This window comes from Kitasatospora sp. NPDC086009 (assembly GCF_044540385.1).
GTDB lineage: Bacteria > Actinomycetota > Actinomycetes > Streptomycetales > Streptomycetaceae > Kitasatospora.
Map to the genome: position 1 here is coordinate 492,494 of NZ_JBITSA010000005.1, position 20,851 is coordinate 513,344.

Consider the following 20,851-nt stretch of genomic DNA (forward strand, 5'->3'; position numbering starts at 1 on the left):
GTGTCAGTCCGCTGTCAGTGGTCAGCTGGTCGTACCGGGTCATCGGGGCGGTTCGGGGCGGTTCGGGGCGGTTCGGGGCGGTTCGGGGTTGAACCGGTGGTCGCCGGGCGTCCGGGTCAGTTCCGGCCGAGGGCGCGCTGCACCAGGTCGGCGACGTCCATGGCATCGATCAGGTCGGCGTCGTCCTCGGCCGGTTCGGCCGCCGCGTCGGGTGCGGGGGCGTCCTCGGTCTCGACGAGGGCGAGCAGGGTGTCCAGGAGGCCGGCCTCCTTGAAGCGGGCGAACGGGACGTCCGCGAGCGCGCGCCGCAGGTCGTCCTCCCGCCCGTCGAGGTCGTCGCCGGTGTCCCGCAGGAGTTCGGCGCGCAGGTAGCCGACGAGGGCGTCCGGGGTGGGGTAGTCGAAGATCAGGGTCGCGGGCAGCCGCAGGCCGGTGGCGACGTGCAGGCTGTTGCGCAGGTTGACGGCGGCCAGCGAGTCGAAGCCGACCTCCTGGAAGGCCTGCAGCGGGCCGATGCTCTCGGCGCCGCTGTGGCCGAGGACGGTCGCGGCGTGGCCGCAGACCAGCTTCAGCAGGATCCGGCCCTGCTCCGCCTCCGGGACGGCCCGCAGCGAGTCCACCAGCGAGGAGGTGGTGTCGCTGTTCCCGCTGTCCGGCTGGGAGGCCCGCAGCGCGGCGTCGGCCTCGGGGAGGTCGGCGAAGAGCGGGCTGGCCCGGACGGAGGTGAACGCCGGGATGAAGGCGTCCCAGTCCATGTCGGCCACCGTGACGAACTTCTCGTGCGCCCGCACCGCCTGCTCGAAGGCGGTCATCGCGACCTGCGGAGCCATCGGCAGGACACCCCGGCGGCGCAGCTGGGCGAGGGTCGCCTCGTCCATCCCGGCGCCGACCTGGTCGAGGGCGCCCCAGGCGATCGAGGTCGCCCGCAGGCCGCGTCCGCGACGCCACTCGACCAGCGCGTCCAGCACGGTGTTGGCCGCGCCGGAGACGCCTTGCCCGCCGCCGCCCCAGACGCTGGCGATCGAGGAGAAGACGACGAACGCGTCGAGCGGGGTGTCGGCGAACAGCTCGTCGAGCCAGAAGGCGGTGTCCACCTTGGCGGCGAAGACCTCGGCGAGGTCCGCCGCGCCGGTGTCGGTGACGGAGCCGGTCCAGGCCATGTCGGCCGCGTGCAGCACGGCGGTGAGCGGCTGGTCCGCGGGCGCCTCGGCGACCAGCCGGGCGAGTGCGTCCCGATCGGCGTCGGCGCAGGCCACCACGGTGGTGCCGGTGCCCAGTGCGGCGAGTTCCGCCCGCAGCCCGGCCAGGTCCTCCTCGGCCGTCCGGGGGCCGGTGGTGACGATCAGCCGGCTCGCGCCGGACTCCGCCAGCCAGAGCGAGGCGTTGCGGCCGAGCCCCTCGGCGCCGCCGGTCACCAGCACGGTGCCGCTGGGCTGCCAGCCGCCCGTGGTGGGCTCCGGCGCGGCCTTGCGGACCAGCCGGCGGCTGTAGACGCCGGAGCGGCGGACGGCGAGCTGGTCGTCGCCGGCGGCGCCGTTCAGCGCGCCGAGCAGGTACTGCGCCGTCCGGGCGTCGTGCGCGGCGGGCAGGTCGATCAGACCGCCCCAGCGGTCGGGGAATTCCAGCGCGGCGGCCCGGCCCAGGCCCCACAGCGCGGCCTGCGCCGGTGCGGTGAGGGTGTCCTGGATCCCGATGTTCACGGCGCCCCGGGTGAGGCACCAGAGCGGGCGGCCGGGCGCGGCGTCGCCGAGCGCCTGGATCAGCGCGAGGGTGGCCACCGTGGCGCTCACGTCCGGCCCGGTGGTCCCCGGGTCGAGCGCGAGCAGCGAGAGCACGCCGGTCACGTCCTGCTCGGCCAGCACGGCGGTCAGCCGTTCGGTGAGGCGGGCACGGGTGGTCTCCTCGGCCGCGCCCTCCAGGGTGACGAGGTCGAGCCCCTGCGCGGCCAGCGCGGCCAGCAGGCCGTCGACGGGTGCGTCCGCCGGTCGCCCGGACGGGACGACCACCAGCCACCGGCCGCTCGGCACACCGACGGCCTCGCGTTCGAGCGGCCGCCAGGTGACGTTGTAGCGCAGCTTCTCGGCGCTGGACCGGCGCCGCCGCCGGCCCCGCCAGTCGGCCAGGACGGGGGTCAGCGTGCGCAGCGCCTCGCGCTGGTCGGCCGCGGCCAGCTCGAGCAGCCGGGCGAGCGAGTCGGGGTCGGTCTGCTCCACGGCCGCCCAGAAGTCGGCGTCCGCGCCCTCGGCCGCCGAGGCGGCGTCGTCGGGCGTCCCGCCCTCCTGGAGCCAGAAGTGCCGGCGGTCGAAGGCGTAGGTCGGCAGCTCCGCCAGCGGGGCGTCGGCCCCGGCGGGCAGGATGCCGGTCCAGTCCACGGCGACGCCCCGAACGAAGAGTTCGGCCATCGAGGCCAGCAGCCGGCGCGGCCCGCCCTCCTCGCGGCGGAGCGTGCCGCCGACGACGGCGCGCAGCCGGACGCTGTCGTCCTCGGCGGTGTCGAAGATCTCGTTGACCGGCTGGACCAGTACGGGGTGCGCGCTGGCCTCGACGAAGACGGTGTGGCCCTGGCCGAGCAGGGCGGCGACGGCCGGGCCGAAGCGGACCTGGCCGCGCAGGTTGCGGTACCAGTAGCCGCCGTCCAGCACGCCCGCCCCGTCGATCCACTCGCCCGTGACGGTGGAGAAGAACGGGACCAGCGGGGCCTGGCTGCGGATGTCCGCGAAGGCCTCCGCCAGGGTGTCCTCGATCGCCTCGACGTGCCGGGAGTGGGAGGCATAGTCCACCGCGACCCGGCGCACCCGGACACCGTCGGCCGCCAGGACCTCCAGCGCCTCGTCCAACGCCTCGGCGTCACCGGCCACCACCACGGACGTCGGACTGTTGACCGCGGCGACCTCCACCCGGTCCGCCCACGGCGCCAGCCGGACCAGCGCGTCGGCCTCGGAGAGCGCCGCCGAGGCCATCCCGCCGCGCCCGGCGAGGCTGCCCGCGATCACCTGGCTGCGCACCGCGACGATCCGCGCCGCGTCCTCCAGCGACAGCGCACCGGCCACGCAGGCCGCCGCGATCTCGCCCTGCGAGTGGCCCAACACGGCGTCCGGCAGCACGCCCACCGAGGCCCAGACGGCGGCCAGACCAACCATCACCGCGAAGCTCGCCGGCTGGAGCACGTCCACCCGGTCCAGCAGCTCGGCCGGCGCGTCCCCGCGCAGCACGTCCACCAGCGACCAGTCCACCCACGGGTCCAGCGCCGCCGCGCACGCCGCCACCCGCTCGGCGAACACCGGCGAGGCGTCCAGCAGTTCACGCCCCATTCCGACCCACTGCGAACCCTGCCCCGGGAAGACCAGCACGGTGCGGCCCGGTCCGCTGGAGGACGCGGCGGTCCCGGTCACCACGGCGGGGCTGCGCTCGCCCCGGGCCAGCGCGGCCAACCCGGCCAGCGCCTCGTCCCGCGAACCGGCCACCACCACCGCGCGCTCGGCGAGCACCGCCCGCCGCGCGATCAGTGCCCCGGCGACTCCGGTGAGCGGCGCGGCCTGCGCCGACTCCACGAAGGCCACCAGCCGGCCGGCCTGGCCCGCCAGCGAGGCGGCGCTCCGCGCCGACACCACCAGCGGCACCACCGCGTCCGGCGCGGGCCCGTCGGCCGGCTCCGCCGGGACCGGCTCGGGGCCCTCCTCCAGGATCACGTGCGCGTTGGTCCCGCTCGCACCGAACGACGAGACCGCCGCGCGGCGCGGCCGGCCGTCGCGCGGCCACTCCCGCGCCTCGGTGAGCAGCTCGACGGCGCCCGCCGCCCAGTCCACCTGCGGGGTCGGCTCGGTGACGTGCAGGGTCGCGGGCATCACGCCGTGCCGCATCGCCTCCACCATCTTGATCACGCCGGAGACACCCGCCGCCGCCTGGGTGTGGCCGATGTTGGACTTCAGCGAGCCGAGCCGCAGCGGCCGGTCGGCGGGCCGGTCCTGGCCGTAGGTGGCCAGCAGGGCCTGGACCTCGATCGGGTCGCCCAGCGAGGTGCCGGTGCCGTGGCCCTCGACCACGTCCACCTCGGCGGCGCTCAGGCCCGCGTTCGCCAGCGCCCGGCGGATCACCCGCTGCTGCGAGGGGCCGTTGGGCGCGGTCAGGCCGTTCGACGCGCCGTCCTGGTTCACCGCGCTGCCGCGCAGCACCGCCAGGATCCGGTGCCCGTTGCGCCGCGCCTCGGAGAGCCGCTCCAGCACCACGACGCCCACACCCTCGGCCCAGCCGGTGCCGTCGGCCGTCGCCGAGTAGGCCTTGCAGCGCCCGTCGGCGGAGAGGCCGCGCTGCCGCGAGAACTCCAGGAAGGCGTCCGGGCTGGACATCACGGTCGCCCCGCCGGCCAGTGCCATCGAGCACTCGCCGCGCCGCAGCGCCTGCGCGGCCAGGTGCATCGCCACCAGGGACGACGAGCAGGCCGTGTCCACGGTGACCGCCGGGCCCTCGAAGCCGAACACGTAGGACACCCGGCCCGAGGCGACGCTGGAGGACGTCCCGGTCATCACGTAGCCCTGCACGTCGTCGGGCACCTGCCGCAGCCGGGTCACGTAGTCGTGGTGGACGATGCCGGTGAAGACGCCGATGTCGCGGCCCCGGGTGGAGAGCGGGTCGATCCCGGCCCGCTCCAGCGCCTCCCAGGAGGTCTCCAGCAGCAGCCGCTGCTGCGGGTCCATGGCGAGTGCCTCACGCGGCGAGATGCCGAACAGCCCGGCGTCGAACTGGGCCGCGTCGTGCAGGAATCCGCCGACCCGGGTGTAGCTGGTGCCCGGGTGGGCCGGGTCCGGGTGGTACAGCTTGTCGACGTCCCAGTCCCGGTCGGTGGGGAAGGCGGAGAGCCCGTCCCGCCCCTCCGCGACCATGGTCCAGAGCTCCTCGGGGGTGTTCACGCCGCCCGGCAGCCGGGTGCTCATGGCGATGATGGCGATCGGCTCGTCCGGGTCGGTGGCGGCCGCCGTGGCCGCCTGCCCGTCCGCCGGCCGCTCGCCGAGCAGTTCGCCGCGCAGGTGGTCCGCCAGTGCGGCCGGGGTCGGGTAGTCGAAGACCAGGCTGGTCGGCAGGGACAGGCCGGTGAAGTCCTGCAGCCGGTTGCGGAGTTTGACGGCGCTGAGCGAGTCGAAGCCGAGCTCGCGGAACGGCTGGCCGGCGTCGAAGGAGTCGGCGCCCTGGTGGCCCAGGACGGCGGCGGCGCTCTCCTGCACCAGCGCCATCAGCCGGCGGTGCTGTTCCGCCGGGGCGAGGTCGGCGAGGCGGGCGGCCGTCGAACCACCGGCCGCCACACCGCGCCGCACCACGCGCCGGGCCAGCGGGGCGTCCGCCGGGGCCGCCGGAACCGCGTCGGCACGGGTGGCCCCGTCGGTGCCCGCCGGCGTCAACGGCCCGATGGTGGCGACCGGTTCGCCCTCCGCGTCGGCCAGCTCCAGCAGGTGGCGGCCGCCCTCGGCCGGGGTGATCCGCAGCCGCAGGGTGGCGGCGCCCTCCGCGTACACGGCGAGTTCGGCGCAGGCGGCCGGCTCGCGGTCGCGCCCGTCGGCGTCGCCTCCGGTGTGCGCGGCGAGGACCTTCAGCGCGGTGTCGACGAGTGCCGGGTGGAGCGTGAACGCCTGCGCCTCGGCCAGGAGTTCGGTGGGCAGCTCGATGTCGGCGAGGAGCCCGCCGTCGCGCTGCCAGAGCCTGCGGACGCCGGCCACCTTCGCGGCGGGGGACGCGGTGTCCGCGGCCTCGGCGGTGTCCGCCGCCTCGGCGGTGTCCGCCACGTCCTCGGCGGACGGCCAGTCCCGCAGGTCGAAGCCGGGCTGCGGCAGCCCGGGGGCCAGCAGGGCGCGGGCATGGCAGACCCAGGGGCCCTGCTCCGGGCCGGCCGGCCGGGAGTGCACCCCGGCGCGGCGCAGGCCGTCCGTGCCCGGGGCCTCCACCGAGACCCGCAGCTGGAGGTCCCCGTGGCCGGGCAGGACCAGCGGCGTCGCCACGGTGAGCTGCCGGACGGCGCCGCTGGCGGCCTCGCTGCCGGCCAGGACGAGCAGGTCCAGCAGCACGGCCGCCGGGACGGCGGTGTCACCGGCGCCGGCCGGGTCGACCAGCAGGCCCCGGCTGCGCCGGGTCAGCCGCCCGGTGAGCACGACGCCGGTGCCGCCGTCCTCGCCGGGGACGTCGACGACGGTGCCGAGCAGCGGGTGCCCGGTGCTGCGGGCGCCGAGTGCCTCGGCGTCCGCGGCGGCGCCGCTCTCGACCCAGTACCGCTCGTGCTGGAAGGCGTAGGTGGGCAGTTCGGCGCCGACCGCCTTGACCGGCCGGCCGAGGACGGCGGGCCAGTCCACGTCCACGCCGCGCACGTGCAGTTCGGCGAGCGCGGTGAGGACGGCGGTGTCGTCGGGGGTGTCGCCGCGCAGGGTGGCGACGCAGCCGCCGGCCTGCCGCTCGCCGAGCGTGCCGAGCGCCATCGCGGTCAGCACCCCGCCCGGGCCGAGTTCGAGGTAGGTCGCGGCGCCCTGGTCGCGCAGCGCGGTGACCGCGTCGCCGAACCGGACGGCGTCGCGCACCTGGTCGACCCAGTACGCCGCCGTCCCGAAGTGCCCCTCCTCGGCGAGCCGGCCGGTGACCGTGGAGACCACGGGGATGCTGCCCGGCCGGTACCTCAGCTTGGCCGCGACCGCCTCGAACTCCGCCAGCATCGGCTCCATCAGGGCCGAGTGGAAGGCGTGGCTGACGGCGAGCCGCCGGGTCTTGTGACCGGTCCGGGCCAGCTCGGCCGCGACGGCGAGCACCGCGTCCTCGGCGCCGGAGAGCACCAGCGAGTCGGGGCCGTTGACCGCCGCGACACCGACCACGCCCGCCGCGCCGGCCAGCAGCGGCGCGACGTCGGCCTCGGTCGCCCGCACCGCGACCATCGCGCCGCCGGCCGGCAGTGCCTGCATCAACCGCCCTCGGGCGGCGACCAGTTCGCCCGCCGAGGCGAGGTCGAGGATGCCCGCGGCGTGGGCGGCGGCGAGCTCGCCGATCGAGTGCCCGGCCAGCAGGTCGGGCCGTACGCCCCAGGAGGTGAAGAGCCGGAACAGCGCCGTCTCCAGGGCGAAGAGACCGGCCTGGGTGTACAGGGTCTCGTCGAGCAGCGCGGCCTCCGCCGTACCGGGGTCGGCGAAGACGATCTCGTGCAGCGGGCGCGTCGACGCGCCGTCCAGGTGCCGCTCGACGGCGGCACAGGCGGCGGCGAAGGCGTCCCGGAAGACCGGGAAAGCCTCGGCGAGGCGGCGGCCCATCCCGGCCCACTGGCTGCCCTGCCCGGTGAAGAGGAAGGCCAGCCTGCCGTCGTCGGCGGCGGCGTTGCCGACCACGGTCGTGGCGTCGGGCGTGCCCGCTTCGAGGGCGCGCAGGGCGTCGGCCAGCTGCCGGCGGTCACTCGCCAGCAGCACCGCGCGGTGGTCGAGCCCGGCCCGGGCGGTGGCGAGCGCGTGGGCCGTCCCGGCCAGCGGGACGTCGGACCGGTCGTCGACGAAGCGGGCGAGCCGCCCCGCCTGGCCGCGCAGCGCGGCCGCCGACCTGGCCGAGACCGGCACCGGGACGAGCACCGGCGGCGCCTGGGCGGCGTCGGCCGGGTCCTGCGGCGGCGCGGGCTCCGGCACGGCGGCGGCGTCGGCCGGCGCCTGCTGCACCAGGACGTGCGCGTTGGTCCCGCCGATGCCGAAGGAGGACACCCCCGCGCGGCGCGGGCGGCCGGTCTCCGGCCAGTCCCGGGCCTCGGTCAGCAGCTCGACCGCGCCCACCGACCAGTCCACATGGGTCGAGGGCCGGTCCACGTGCAGCGTCCGGGGCATGACGCCGTGCCGGATGGCCATCACCATCTTGATCACCCCGGCCACCCCGGCCGCGGCCTGGGTGTGGCCGATGTTCGACTTGACCGAGCCGAGCCAGAGCGGCTCCTGCCCGTCCACGCGGTCCTGCCCGTACGTGGCCAGCAGCGCCTGCGCCTCGATCGGGTCGCCGAGGACGGTGCCGGTGCCGTGCGCCTCGACCGCGTCCACCTCGGCCGGCGAGAGGCCCGCGTTCGCCAGCGCCGTGCGGATCACCCGCTGCTGGGAGAGCCCGTTCGGCGCGGTCAGACCGTTGGACGCGCCGTCCTGGTTGACCGCGCTGCCGCTGATCACCGCCAGGACCTGGTGGCCGCGCCGGCGCGCCTCGGAGAGCCGCTCGACGAGCAGCACGCCGACGCCCTCCGCCCAGCCGGTGCCGTCCGCGCCGTCCGCGAAGGCCTTGCAGCGGCCGTCCGGGGCCAGCCCGCGCTGCCGGGAGAACTCCACGAAGGTCTCCAGGTTGCCCATCACCATCACGCCGCCGGCCAGCGCCATCGAGCACTCGCCCCGGCGCAGCGCCTGGGCCGCGAGGTGCAGGGCGACCAGCGAGGAGGAGCAGGCGGTGTCGACCGTGACGGCCGGGCCCTCGAAGCCGAACTGGTAGGCGACGCGGCCCGACAGGACGCTGCCGGAGCCGCCGGTGAGCCGGAAGCCCTCGACGCCGGCCGCCTGGTGCATCCGCACGGTGTAGTCGTGGCTGTTGACGCCGACGAAGACGCCGATGTCCTGGCCGCCCAGGCCGGTGGGGTCGATCGCGGCGCGTTCGAAGGCCTCCCAGGAGGTCTCCAGCAGCAGCCGCTGCTGCGGGTCCATCGCCAGCGCCTCGTTCGGCGAGATGCCGAAGAAGCCGGCGTCGAACCCGGTGGCGTCGTCGAGGAAGGCGGCGTGGCGGACGTAGGTCTTGCCCGCGCTGTCCGGGTCGGCGTCGTAGTGCCGCTCGATGTCCCAGCCGCGGTCCTCGGGGAACTCGGTGACGGCGTCGACCCCGTCGGCCACCAGCCGCCAGAGGTCCTCGGGGCTGTGCACCCCGCCCGGGAGGCGGCAGGACATCGCCACGATCGCGATCGGCTCGTCGGGGTCGACGGCCGCGGCGCTCGCTCGGCCCGTCCCGGCGCCGTCCGGGGCGGTGCTGCCGAACAGCCTGACGCGCAGGTGCTCGGCGAGGGCGACCGGCTTCGGGTAGTCGAAGACGATGGTCGAGGAGAGCGTGAGGCCGCTCGCGGAGGCCAGCCGGTTCCGCAGCTCCACGGCGGTCAGCGAGTCGAAGCCGGCCTCCTTGAAGGCCCGGTCGGCCCGGACGGCGTCGGGGGCGGCGTGGCCGAGCACCTCGGCGGCGTGCCGGCGCACCAGGGCCACCAGCTGCTCGGTCCGCTCGGCCTCGCCCAGCCGGGCGAGCCGGTCCCGCAGGGAGCCGGTGTCGGGGCCGGCGGCGGCGCGGACGGTCCGCCGTCCGGCCGGTGCCAGGCCGCGCAGCAGCGGTGCCACGGGGCCGCTGCGGGCGGCCGCGCGCAGGGCGGGCAGGTCGAACCTGGCGGCCACCAGGGCGGCGGGCGTCCCGGCGCCGGCGCGCAGGGCGGCGTCCAGCAGGGCCATCCCCTCGGCGTCGGACAGCCCGGCCATGCCCAGCCGCCTGGTGCGCCGGAGGTCGGCGGTGCCGAGGTGGCGGGTCATGCCGCTGGCCTGGCTCCAGTAGCCCCAGGCGAGCGAGACGCCGGGCAGGCCGAGCCCGCGGCGCAGCTCGGCCAGGGCGTCCAGGCAGGCGTTGGCCGCCGCGTAGTTGCCCTGGCCGGGGTTGCCCAGGACGCCGGCGGCCGAGGAGAACAGCACGAAGGCCGCGAGGTCCAGGCCCCGGGTGAGCTCGTGCAGGTGGAGCGCGGCGTCCAGCTTGGGCCGCAGCACGGTGTCGACCCGGTCCGGGGTCAGCGCGGTGACCACGCCGTCGTCCAGGACGCCGGCGGTGTGCACGACGGCGGTCAGCGGGTGCCCGGCCGGTACCGCCGCGAGGAGCGCGGCGAGCTGGGCGCGGTCGGCGGTGTCGCAGGCGGCGACGGTGACGGTGGCGCCCAGCGCGGCGAGTTCCTCGCGCAGCGCCTGCGCGCCCTCGGCGGCGGGGCCGCGGCGGCTGACCAGCAGCAGGTGGCGGGCGGCGTGCGCGGTGACCAGGTGCCGGGCGACCAGGGCGCCGAGCGTCCCGGTCCCGCCGGTGACCAGGACGGTCCCGGCGGGGTCGAGGCCCGCGGCGGTCCCGGCTCCGGGCGCCTCGGCTCCGGGCGTCCCGGCTTCGGCGGTCCCGGCTCCGGGCGTCCCCGTGGTGCGCTCCGGGACGGTGGCCCGGACCAGCCGGGGTACCTCGGCCAGACCCGCCCGGACCCGCACCCGCGGTTCGCCACTGGCCAGCACGGCCGGCAGCAACGCGGCGGCGGAGTCGTCGAGTTCGGCGATCACGATGCGGTCCGGGTGCTCGGACTGCGCCGAGCGCAGCAGACCGGACACGGCGGCGGTCGCGAGGTCGGTCCCGTCCCCGCTGACCGACACGACCAGCCGGGACTGCGCCAGCGCGGGGGCGGACAGCCAGGCCTGGAGGACGGCCAGCGCGGCGGCCACGGCGGCCCGGGGATCACCCCCCGGGTGCTCCACGGCGTACCGCAGCACCTCCGGGGCCGGACCGTCGGACGCGGCGAGGGTCTCGACGTCCCCGGCGGTCGCGATCGTCGCGGTACCGGGGGCGGCCTCTGCCACGGCGGGCAGCGGCAGTTCGGACCACTCCAGCCGGAACAGCGCGTCCTGCGTCAACTCCCCTGCGAAACCGGCCTGTTCCGGCGCGTAGGGCCGGGCGAGGACGGCATCGGCGATCAGCACCGGCGCACCGGTCGGGTCGCTCAGCTCCAGCCGGGCCCCCTCGTCCGTCGTCCCGGAGGTGCGGACCAGCAGCTCGGTGGCGCCCGAGGCCAGCAGGGTCACCCCGCGCCACTCGGCGGCGAACGCGCCCTCCGGGAGGGCGGTGCGCACGGCGGCGTCCAGCAGCGCCGGGTGCAGGCCGAAACGGTCGGCGGGGCCGGCCGCGTCGTCCAGCGAGACCTCGGTCACCGGGCCGTCGGCGGGCCGGGCGGCCCGGGTGTCCGCCGGGGCGGGTGCCAGGGTGCCGTGGGCGTGGCGCGTCCACTCCGCGTCCAGCGGCGCGTCGTCCGCGCGGGAGTACACCTCGACGGCGCGCCGCCCGGTGTCGTCGGCCGCTCCGACGGTCATCTGGACGGCGCGCCCCCCGCGCAGTGGGAGCACCACCGGCCGGTCGACGGTCAGTTCCGCGACGGTCGGGGTGCCGACCTCGTCGCCGAACCGGACGGCCAGCTCGACCAGCGCCGCGCTGGGTACCGGGACGGTGTCGCCGACCACGTGCTCGGAGAGCCACGGGTGCGCACCGAGCGACCACCGCGCGGTGGTCATGAAGCCGCCCGAGCCGGGCACACCGACGATCGCGCCGATCAGCGGGTGGTCGGCGGCGGCCTGGCCGAGCGAGGCCGCGTCGGTGGCCCGGGTGGTCCGCAGCCAGTAGTGCCGGTGGTCGAAGGCGTAGGTCGGCAGCTCGACGCGGGCGGTGCCGGTGGGCAGCACGCCCGTCCAGTCCACGGCCATGCCGCGGACGAAGAGTTCGGCCATCGACAGGAACAGTCGGCGCGGACCGCCCTCGTCCCGCCGCAGCGTCCCGGTGACCAGGGCCTCGGCCCCGGCCTCGTCCACGATCTCACTGACCGGCTGGACCAGCACCGGGTGGGCGCTCGACTCCACGAACACCGTGTGGCCCGCTTCGAGCAGGGCGGCGACGGCGGGGCCGAAGCGGACCTGGCCGCGCAGGTTGCGGTACCAGTACCCGCCGTCCAGCACGCCGGCCTCGGTGACCCAAGCACTCGTGACGGTCGAGTAGAAGGGAATCCGCGGCACCTGGCTGCGGATGTCCGCGAAGGCCTCGCCGAGGGTGTCCTCGATCGCCTCGACATGACGGGTGTGGGAGGCGTAGTCCACCGCCACCCGGCGCACCCGGACACCGTCGGCCGCCAGGACCTCCAGCGCCTCGTCCAGCGCCTCGGCGTCACCCGCGATGACCACCGAGGCCGGGCCGTTGACGGCGGCGACCTCGACGCGGTCCGCCCAGCGCACCAGACGAGTCAGCGCCTCGCTCTCGGAGAGCGCCACCGACGCCATCCCCCCGCGACCGGCCAGGCTCCCGGCGATCACTTGGCTGCGCACCGCCACGATCCGCGCCGCGTCCTCCAACGACAGCGCACCCGCCACGCAGGCCGCCCCGATCTCCCCCTGCGAGTGGCCGACCACCGCGTCCGGCACCACACCCACTGACGCCCAGACCGCCGCCAGACCGACCATCACCGCGAAGCTCGCCGGCTGGAGCACGTCGACGCGCTCCAGCAGCTCGGCCGGGGCCTCACCGCGCAGCACGTCCTCCAGCGACCAGTCGACGAACGGCTCCAGAGCCCGGGCGCACTCCTCGACGCGCTCCGCGAACACCGGCGAGGCGTCCAGCAGTTCACGCCCCATCCCGACCCACTGCGAACCCTGCCCCGGGAAGACCAGCACGGTGCGGCCCGCACCGGACACACTGCCCGTCACCAACCCCGGCGCCGACTCCCCGCGCGCCAACGCGGCCAGCCCTGCCAGCGCCTCCTCCGAGGTGCCGGCCACCACCACGGCACGCTCGTCCAGCAGCGCCCGCCGGGTGACCAGCGCACCGGCCAGGGCCGCCCGGTCGCCGGCCGTCACCAACGGCGCCAGCCGCCCGGCCTGGCCCGCCAGCGAGGCCGCGCTCTTCGCCGAGACCACCAGCGGCAGCACACCCGCGGGGCCGGCCTCGACCTCGGCCGGCTCCCCCTCGGGGGCCTGCTCCAGGATCAGGTGGGCGTTGGTGCCGCTGACACCGAAGGAGGAGACGCCGGCCCGCCGGGGGCGCCCGGTCTCCGGCCAGTCCCGGGCCTCGGTCAGCAGCTCGACGGCGCCCGCCGTCCAGTCCACCTGGGTGGACGGCGCGTCCACGTGCAGGGTGGGCGGCATGACGCCGTGCCGCAGCGCCTCCACCATCTTGATCACACCGGCGACCCCGGCGGCGGCCTGGGTGTGGCCGATGTTCGACTTCAGCGAGCCGAGCCGCAGCGGCCGCTCGGCGGGCCGGTCCTGACCGTAGGTGGCCAGCAGGGCCTGCGCCTCGATCGGGTCACCCAGCACCGTGCCGGTGCCGTGCCCCTCGACGATGTCCACCTCGGCGGTGGAAAGGCCCGCGTTGGCCAGCGCCTTGCGGATCACCCGCTGCTGGGAGAGCCCGTTGGGCGCGGTCAGACCGTTCGACGCGCCGTCCTGGTTGATCGCGCTGCCGCGCAGCACCGCCAGGACGTGGTGCCCGTTGGCCCGCGCCTCGGAGAGCCGCTCCAGCACCACGACGCCCGCGCCCTCGGCCCAGCCCGTGCCGTCCGCCGCGTCCGCGTAGGACTTGCAGCGGCCGTCCGTCGCCAGCGCCCGCTGCCGCGAGAACTCCACGAAAGTGTCCGGGGTCGCCATCACGGTCGCGCCGCCGGCCAGCGCCAGCGAGCACTCCCCGCGCCGCAGCGCCTGCGCGGCCAGGTGCATGGCCACCAGCGACGACGAGCACGCCGTGTCCACCGTCACCGCCGGGCCCTCGAACCCGAACACGTAGGAGACCCGGCCCGAGGCCACGCTCGACGCCGTACCGGTGGCGGTGAAGCCCTCCAGCTCCGCCGGCGCCGCGCCGCCCGCGCCGTAGCTCTGGCCCATGACGCCGGAGAACACCCCGACGTCCGCGCCCTTCAGACCGGCCGGGTCGATACCGGCCCGCTCCATCGCCTCCCAGGACGCCTCCAGCAGCAACCGCTGCTGCGGGTCCATCGCCAGCGCCTCCCGCGGGCTGATGCCGAAGAACCCGGCGTCGAACAGACCGGCGTCGCGCAGGAACCCGCCGCGGTCGGCGGTGGAGGTGCCGGCCTGCTCCGGATCGCCGGAGAACAGGGCGTCCAAGTCCCAGCCACGGTCCTCCGGGAAGCCGGACAGGGCCTCCCGGCCCTCGCGGACCAGCCGCCACAGTTCCTCCGGGCCGGTCACACCGCCCGGCAGGCGGCAAGCCATGCCGACGATCGCGATCGGCTCGTCCGGATCGGCGGGCACCGCCCGGCCGGCCGGCTCCGGGGCCTCCCGCAGGCCGAGGACGCGGGCCCGCAAATGGGCCGCCAGCGCCTCCGGCGTCGGGTGGTCGAAGCTCACGGTGGCGGGCAGGCGAAGCCCGGTGCTCCCGGTCAGCCGGTTGCGCAGTTCGACGACGGCGAGCGAGGTGAGGCCCAGGTCGCGGAAGGCCTGTCCGGCCGGGACGGCGCCGGTGCCGGGCCGGTTCAGCACGGCGGCGGCCTGGGTGCGGACCAGCTCTTCGAGCAGGGCGAGCTGCGCCCGCTCGTCCAGGCCCGACAGGCGGGCGCGCAGGTCGGCGGTGACGGTCTCGTCGGGCCGGGCGGCGGGCGGCGGCGTGGCCGCGAGGGCGCGCAGGACCGCCGGCACCCGGCCGTCCGGGTCGAGCGGGCCGGTCCGCAGCGCCACCAGCGCCGGGGCGCCGGTCTCGATCAGCAGGTCGAAGGCGGCGAGCCCGTCCCGCAGGTGCCGGGCCCCGGCCTCCTCGGTGGCGTCGGCCACCGGGTAGCCGGTGCTCCAGGCGAGGGCCGAGCCGGCCTGCCCGCGCAGCCGGCGGCTGTGCGCCAGTGCCTCCGTCAGCGCCTCGGCGACGGCGGTGTCCGGGGCCCCGGGGGAGCCGAGCACGGCGGCGGTGCCGGTGACGGCGACGAAGGCGGTGGGCCCGGTGTCGGCCGTGAGCTCGTCAAGGGCCCGGGCGAGGGCCTGGTCCCCGGCGGCGTGCACGACGGCGGTGACCGGGTGGCCGAGGCCGGCCAGCGCCGTCCGCAGTGCGGCCCGGTCCGTGCCGTCGGCGGTCACCCGGGCGAGCTCCAGCCCGGTGGGGAGGTCGGCGTCCAGCGGCTCGCCCGCGTCCGGCGCGTCGACCAGCAGCAACCGCTCCACCCCGTACGCGGTGGTCAGGTGGCGCACCAGAGCGGCGCCGGCCGGGGTGTCGGCCCCGGTGACCACCACGGTCGCGCCGAGTCCGGCCGGGCCGGCGCCGAGCGGACGGTCGGCGACCGGCACCGGGAGCAGTCGTGGGACCAGCGGTTGCCCGGCCCGCAGGGCGAGTTGGGGTTCACCGGAGGCGACCGCGGCCAGCAGCTCCGGGGCGGACACCTCGGCGCCGGGCCGGGCGTCGAGATCGAGGACGGTCACGGCCTCGGGGCGGTCACTGCCGGCCTGGACGGAGCGCGCGACGGCCCAGAGCGGGACGCCCGCGGGGTCGGGCGCGGCGTCCCCCTCGGTGGCGGTCACCGCGCCGCGGGTGAGCAGGACCAGCCGGGCCCCGGCCGGGACCGGCCGGGTGGCCGAGGCACGGCCCTCGGCGGCGGTGGCCACCGGGTCGAGCAGGGTCACGCCGGGAGCCGGCTCGCCGGCGGCCACGGCGGCGTCCAGGGCCGCGAGGTCGGGGTGGTGCCGGACGTCGACACCGGCGGCCCGCAGGCCGGTGACGAGCGCGTCGGCCGGGCCGACCACCGCCCAGCCCGGTGCGGCTGTTCCGGCGGCCGCCGGGGGTGCGGGCGGCGCCGGCACCCAGGCCGGTGCCAGCAGGGCGTCATGGTGTCCGTCGGCGGCGTAGCGCAGCCGGGCGGGCTGCTCGGCCAGCAGGCGCCGGACGATCTTCCCGGAGGCCGTCCGGGGGATCCCGGCGACCTCGTAGACCCGCTCGGGCAGCTTGTACGCGGAGAGCCGCTCGCGGCAGCGGTCGATCAGCGCGGCGGTGTCGAGGCCGGCCGGCCCGGGGACCACCCAGGCGACGGGCACCTCGCCGAGCGTGTCGTGCGCCACCCCGGCGACCCCGGCGTCGGCCACGCCCTCGACGGTGCGCAGGACGGCTTCGACCTCGTCGGGGTGGATGTTCTCGCCGCCGCGGATGACCAGGTCCTTGAGGCGGCCGCAGATGGTGAAGTACCCGGCCTCGTCCCGCCGGGCCAGGTCGCCGGTGTGGAACCAGCCGTCCCGCACCGCCGCGGCGGTGGCCTCCGGGCTGTTGTGGTAGCCGACCATGACGTTCGGTCCGCTGACCCAGACCTCGCCCTCCTCGCCGGCCGCGACGTCGAGGCCGGTGCGCGGGTCGACGATCCGCACGCCGACGCCCGGCACGGGCAGGCCGCAGGAGCCCTCGACGCGGGCGGCGTCCGGCGGGTTGATGGTGATCGCGCCGCAGGTCTCGGTGCTCCCGTAGGCGTCGACCAGCGGCACCCCGAAGCCCTCCTCGAAGGAGCGGCGCAGTTCGGAGCCGGTGACGGCGCCGCCGACCAGCCCGATCCGCAGGTCGGGCAGCGACAGACCGGTCCGCCGGGCGGTGGTGACCAGGTGGTGGTAGGTGGTGGGGACGCCGGCGAGGAAGGTGGAGCGGTCCTCGCGGAGCGCGGTCAGGATGTCGTCCGCGGAACTGCCGTCCATGATCCGGGCGGTGGCACCGGCCACCGGGACGGAGAGCACGCAGGCGATGTGCGAGAGGCTGTGGAAGAGCGGCAGCGGCCACAGCACCCGGTCGTGCTCGGACAGGCCCGGCACAGGCACGTAGCAGGAGGCCACGGACCAGAGGCAGTTGCGCTGGGTGGACAGCACGCCCTTGGGCCGGCCGGTGGTGCCCGAGGTGTAGAACATCCAGGCCACCTCGTCCAGTCCGAGGTCGTCGGGGGCCTCGGTGACGGGTTCGGTGACGGCGAGTTCGTCGAAGGAGAGGGTGCCCGCCGGGGCCGGGGCCGGGCCGGCCACCAGCACGCCGGACGCACCGGCCGGGGCCGGCAGCAATCGCAGGAACGTTTCTGCGTGACCGGTGTCGGTCAGCGCGAAGACCGCGCCGCTGTCGGTCAGCAGGTACTCGGTCTCGGCCGCCGTGGCCCGCGGGTTCACCGGCACGCCGATGCCGCCGGCCCGCACGACGGCGAGATAGCCCTCCACCATGGCGACGGAGTTGCCGAGGCAGAGTGCCACCCGGTCCCCGCGCCGGACGCCGAGGCCGGCCAGGTGACCGGCCAGCCTCCGCGTCCGTGCTTCGAGCTCTCCGTAGGTGACCGCGTGCCGGTCGTCCTCGAAAGCGATCTTGTCCGTGAAACGGACCGCGTTCTCCCGGAGGATGACCGGGAGCGGGGTGATCAGATCGGGGCGCACCTTACCGCGAACTCCTTCCGGAGAGCAGGGAGTTACCAGGAAACGGGCAGGGACTTCACAGCGAAGACGGACCCGTGGGTCCGCAGCGGGACGTCGTCCGCCGGCACCGCCAGGCGCAGGTCGGGGAAGGCCTCCAGCAGGGCCCGCAGGCCGACCCGCAGCTGCAGTCGGGCCAGGTTCTGGCCGATGCACTGGTGGACGCCGTAGCCGAAGGCCACGTGGCCCGCGGTGTCCCGGGAGAGGTCGAGGTCGGCGGGGCAGCCGAACTTCGCCGGGTCACGGTTGGCGGCCGGCAGCGAAACGGTGACCGTCTCGCCCTTCTTCACGGCGTGGCCGCCGAGTTCGAGGTCCTCCAGGGCGGTCCGGAAGATCTCGTACTGGTTGACGGTGATGTAGCGGAGGATCTCCTCCACCGCGTCGTCGATCTTCGAGGGGTCGGCCCGCAGGGCGGCCAGCTGCTCCGGGTGGTGCAGCAGCGCGAACACGCCGACCGTCAGCGCGCCCTCCGTGGTCTCGTAACCGGCGAACAGCAGCAGGGCGGTGATGTTGCCCAGCTCCTCGTCGCTGAGTTCCCCGGTGGCGATCAGCCGGCTCAGGATGTCGTCCCCGGGCTCCGCCTTCTTGCGCGCGATGGTCTCGTGGATGAACGCGCCCACCTGGGCGAACGCGGCCATCGACTCCTGCGCGTCACCGAACGGGTTGTTCATGACCGCCGGCGCCTCGGCGTAGCGGTCCCGCTCGCTGTAGGGCAGGCCGATCAGGTCCGACAGCACCCGCAGGACCAGCGGGTTGGCGAAGGTCTCCAGCAGGTCGGCGGAGTTGCCGTGCTCGCGCATGACCTTGATCTGCTCGGCGGCCACCGCCTCGACCTGCGGCGTCAGCTGGTTGATCGTGCGCCCGGTGAACTCGCGCGTCAGCAGCTTGCGGAACCGGGTCTGCTCCGGCGGGTCCATGTGGATGAACATCCCCGGCATGGCCGGGAACTGCGGTACCGGGCCACCGTACTTGGTGACCGGGAAGTGCCCGATCTCCAGGTTGTGGCTGAACTTCGGGTCGCTCAGGACCTGCCGGGCGAGCTCGTGGCTGGTGGCGATCCACCCGACGTGCCCGTCGGGGTAGACCATCCGCGCCAGCGGGCGCTCCTTCCGCAGCTCGTCGAATATCGCCGGCGGGTCGAACTTGTCAGTCCGCGCCCAGGCATCCTCGTAAGAGATCGCCTCGCTCATGACGCACCTTCTCCGTTTCGGGTCGAAATATCCCTGCGCACGAAAACGGCAGCCCCGCCGGTTCGGTACGGAGCCGTTTCCCGGATAATTCACCGGGCCCGCACCGGTGTGCGGGCACGGCGAATCACGCGGCGAATCCGGCACAAGCCCGCCGCGATGTTCCCGCCGGCCGCGAATGACGGCCGGGCCGTTCCGTGGAATCAGAGAGCCAGCTTCTTGAGCGTCTCGTTGGCGTTCGCCAGGGACTGCTCGCCCAGCGGCTTGAGCGCCGCCATCGCCGGCACGATCGCCGCGAGGGTCAGCTCGGCGTGCACGAACTTCAGGTCGTCGGCGAGGCCGATCGAGCTCAGCACCGCGCGCAGGTAGGGCTCCTGGTGGTCCCAGCCCTCCCGCGGCGTGCCCGGCGCGTACGAGCCGCCGCGGGCGGTGACCACGATGACCGTCTTGCCGCTCAGCGGGCCCGACTCGGCGCCCGGGGGCACCATGTGGGCCGGGCTGACCAGCAGGTCGATCCACGACTTGATCGTCGACGGCACGGCGTAGTTGTACATCGGGACGCCGAGCACGATCGTGCTCGCCTCGCGGACCTCGGCCACCACGGCCTCGGTGAGCGCCTTCTCCGCCGGCGCCAGCCCGTGGTCACGGCTGGGGTCCAGGAGCGACTCGCGCACCGCGTGGGTGATGTGCGGCACCGGCTGGGCCGCCAGGTCCCGGTAGGTGTAACCGTCACCGGGGTGGTTCTGGCGCCACTGGGTGGCGAAATACGACGACAACTGCCTCGTCACGGAGCCGGTGGCGCGGATGCTCGAATCAATGTGGAGAAGAGAAGACACAAAGGGCCCCTGGATTGTCCTGAGCGATTCACCGAGAACTGCTTTTCCAACGCTCTTCGAGTCTAAGGAGAAACGCCCCGGACGGGCATCCCTCAGTCTGGTAGCGCGGGTGGCCACCGGCCCGTGAGGAGCCGCGCGGCGGGCCCACGCGCCGGCCCGGACGGCCGGGCGGCACGCCGCGGCGGCCCCGTCGGAAGGGCCCGTTCCGCGAACGTCCGCACACCGTCGCACCGGCGCGCGGGCCTCACACGGCCAACCGCCCGGCCGGTACCTCGGGCACGAACGCGGCCTCCGCGCCCAATTCGGTCGTCCGCTCCTCCACGAGCCGGTTCCAGGTGCCGGCCAGCTCCACCCGGGAGGCGACGTCGAGCTTGCGGAAGATCTTCTTGAGATGGAACGCCACCGTGTGCGGGGACATGAAGAGCTGTCGCCCCACCCGCCCGTTGGTGAGTCCCTGGCTCACCAGCTCCGCCACCGCGTACTCGGTGTCGGTCAACTGGCTGGCCATCGTTCTGGTCCGGCTCGGGCGGCGCGAGAACTGCCCGCTGTTGCCCTCCAGTTCCCTGAGCTTGCTGCGCACCCGCAGGACGTCCCGGGAGGCACCGACCGCCCCGTAGCCGTCCGCCGCCCCTTTCAGCAGCTCGACGGCCTGGTCCTGCTCGGAGCGGCGGGCGAACCGCACCGCACTCGCGTCCTCCAGCGCGGAGGCCTGCGCCCACCGGTCCAGGTGCAGGCCGGCGGCCCGCTCCAGGGCCGCGGCGTTCCGCTCGAACAGGCCGATGGCGTGCGCGGACGCCGCCTGGACGGTGCGGAAGCTGGGGTTGCGCGCCGCCAGCTCGTTGACCTGGGTGACCGTCCGGACGGCGATCTCGTCGTCCGACAGCCGCTGCGCGGCGCGGACCAGCCAGGCCGCCGCCGCCGGCTGCGAGACCAGCAACTCCCGGGCCAGCGCACCGTCGTGCACCAGCCCCTTCAGGAGGTGGGCGATGCTCTCCGTCCCGTCCCGGGCCTCCAGCACCTGGGCGACGGCCCAGGCACACTGCCCGGCCATCAGGTTCGCGCGTCCGAGCAGGGCGTGGTCCCGCAGCCGGTTCGCGTACTGGAGGGCGGTGGTGAGGTCCAGCTGCCGGGTCGTACTGACCGCCATGACGAGGAACCCGCTCGGGTTCAGCGACCGGTTGCCGGCCTGCTGGGCCAGCCGGAGACCGGCCTGGGCCGAGGCGACCGCCCGGTCGAGCTCGCCCTTGGCCAGGCTCAGCTCCGCCTCGCACAGCAAATGAGCGGCGCGCTTCTCAACTTGGTTCGATCCGTGGACAGGTGACGTGTCGTCGGCGAGCATGTTGGTAGCCGCCCCCAGACCGCGGACGCGGGTCAACAGCGTCGCGTGCCAGATCCTCGCCTTCAGCGAGCAGGAGCCCGGCGCTCCGGCCTGCGCCCGGCCCGTGGCGGCGGCAGCCAGATCCATACTCCTACCGAGCTGGCCGTCGAGCCACGACTGGGCGGAACGCGCCGCCAACTGGACGACTTCGTCGGATAACTGCAGGGAAGGACCGGGCGCCGTGTAAGTCCGAAATGACACTGTATCCTCCGACTCGGAATCGGTACCGCCCTGTCCTGCCCGGCTGCT

The 20,851-nt window shown here is 75.6% G+C and carries 4 protein-coding genes; all 4 read right to left on the reverse strand.

Annotated features, from left to right (window positions below; genetic code table 11):
- Positions 1-116: 116 nt before the first annotated feature.
- The 4 genes from ACIF6L_RS16375 to ACIF6L_RS16390 all read right to left on the reverse strand — a co-directional run bounded on the left by ACIF6L_RS16375 (position 117) and on the right by ACIF6L_RS16390 (position 20,689).
- Positions 117-17,165 (reverse strand): type I polyketide synthase, encoded by a 17,049-nt coding sequence (locus ACIF6L_RS16375; protein ID WP_396487588.1) that lies wholly within the window; start codon positions 17,163-17,165, stop codon positions 117-119.
- 32 nt (positions 17,166-17,197) lie between these two features.
- The gene (locus ACIF6L_RS16380) at positions 17,198-18,391 is read right to left on the reverse strand and encodes a cytochrome P450 (RefSeq protein ID WP_329491260.1); all 1,194 of its coding nucleotides are present in this window, start codon (positions 18,389-18,391) and stop codon (positions 17,198-17,200) included.
- A 200-nt stretch (positions 18,392-18,591) separates the two neighbouring features.
- Complete coding sequence (locus ACIF6L_RS16385) at positions 18,592-19,224, reverse strand: NAD(P)H-dependent oxidoreductase (RefSeq protein ID WP_329491259.1); 633 nt, start codon at positions 19,222-19,224, stop codon at positions 18,592-18,594.
- Positions 19,225-19,468: 244 nt separating this feature from the next.
- Positions 19,469-20,689 carry a response regulator transcription factor gene (locus tag ACIF6L_RS16390; RefSeq protein WP_396487591.1) on the reverse strand — a complete coding sequence of 407 codons (1,221 nt, stop codon included), beginning with the start codon at positions 20,687-20,689 and terminating at the stop codon, positions 19,469-19,471.
- Positions 20,690-20,851 lie beyond the last annotated feature (162 nt).

What these genes read in the sequence shown, in the direction of transcription:
- ACIF6L_RS16380 (WP_329491260.1), bottom strand. Translation starts at nt 18,391, where the DNA reads ATGAGCGAGGCGATCTCTTACGAGGATGCCTGGGCGCGGACTGACAAG.
- ACIF6L_RS16390 (WP_396487591.1), bottom strand. Translation starts at nt 20,689, where the DNA reads ATGGATCTGGCTGCCGCCGCCACGGGCCGGGCGCAGGCCGGAGCGCCG.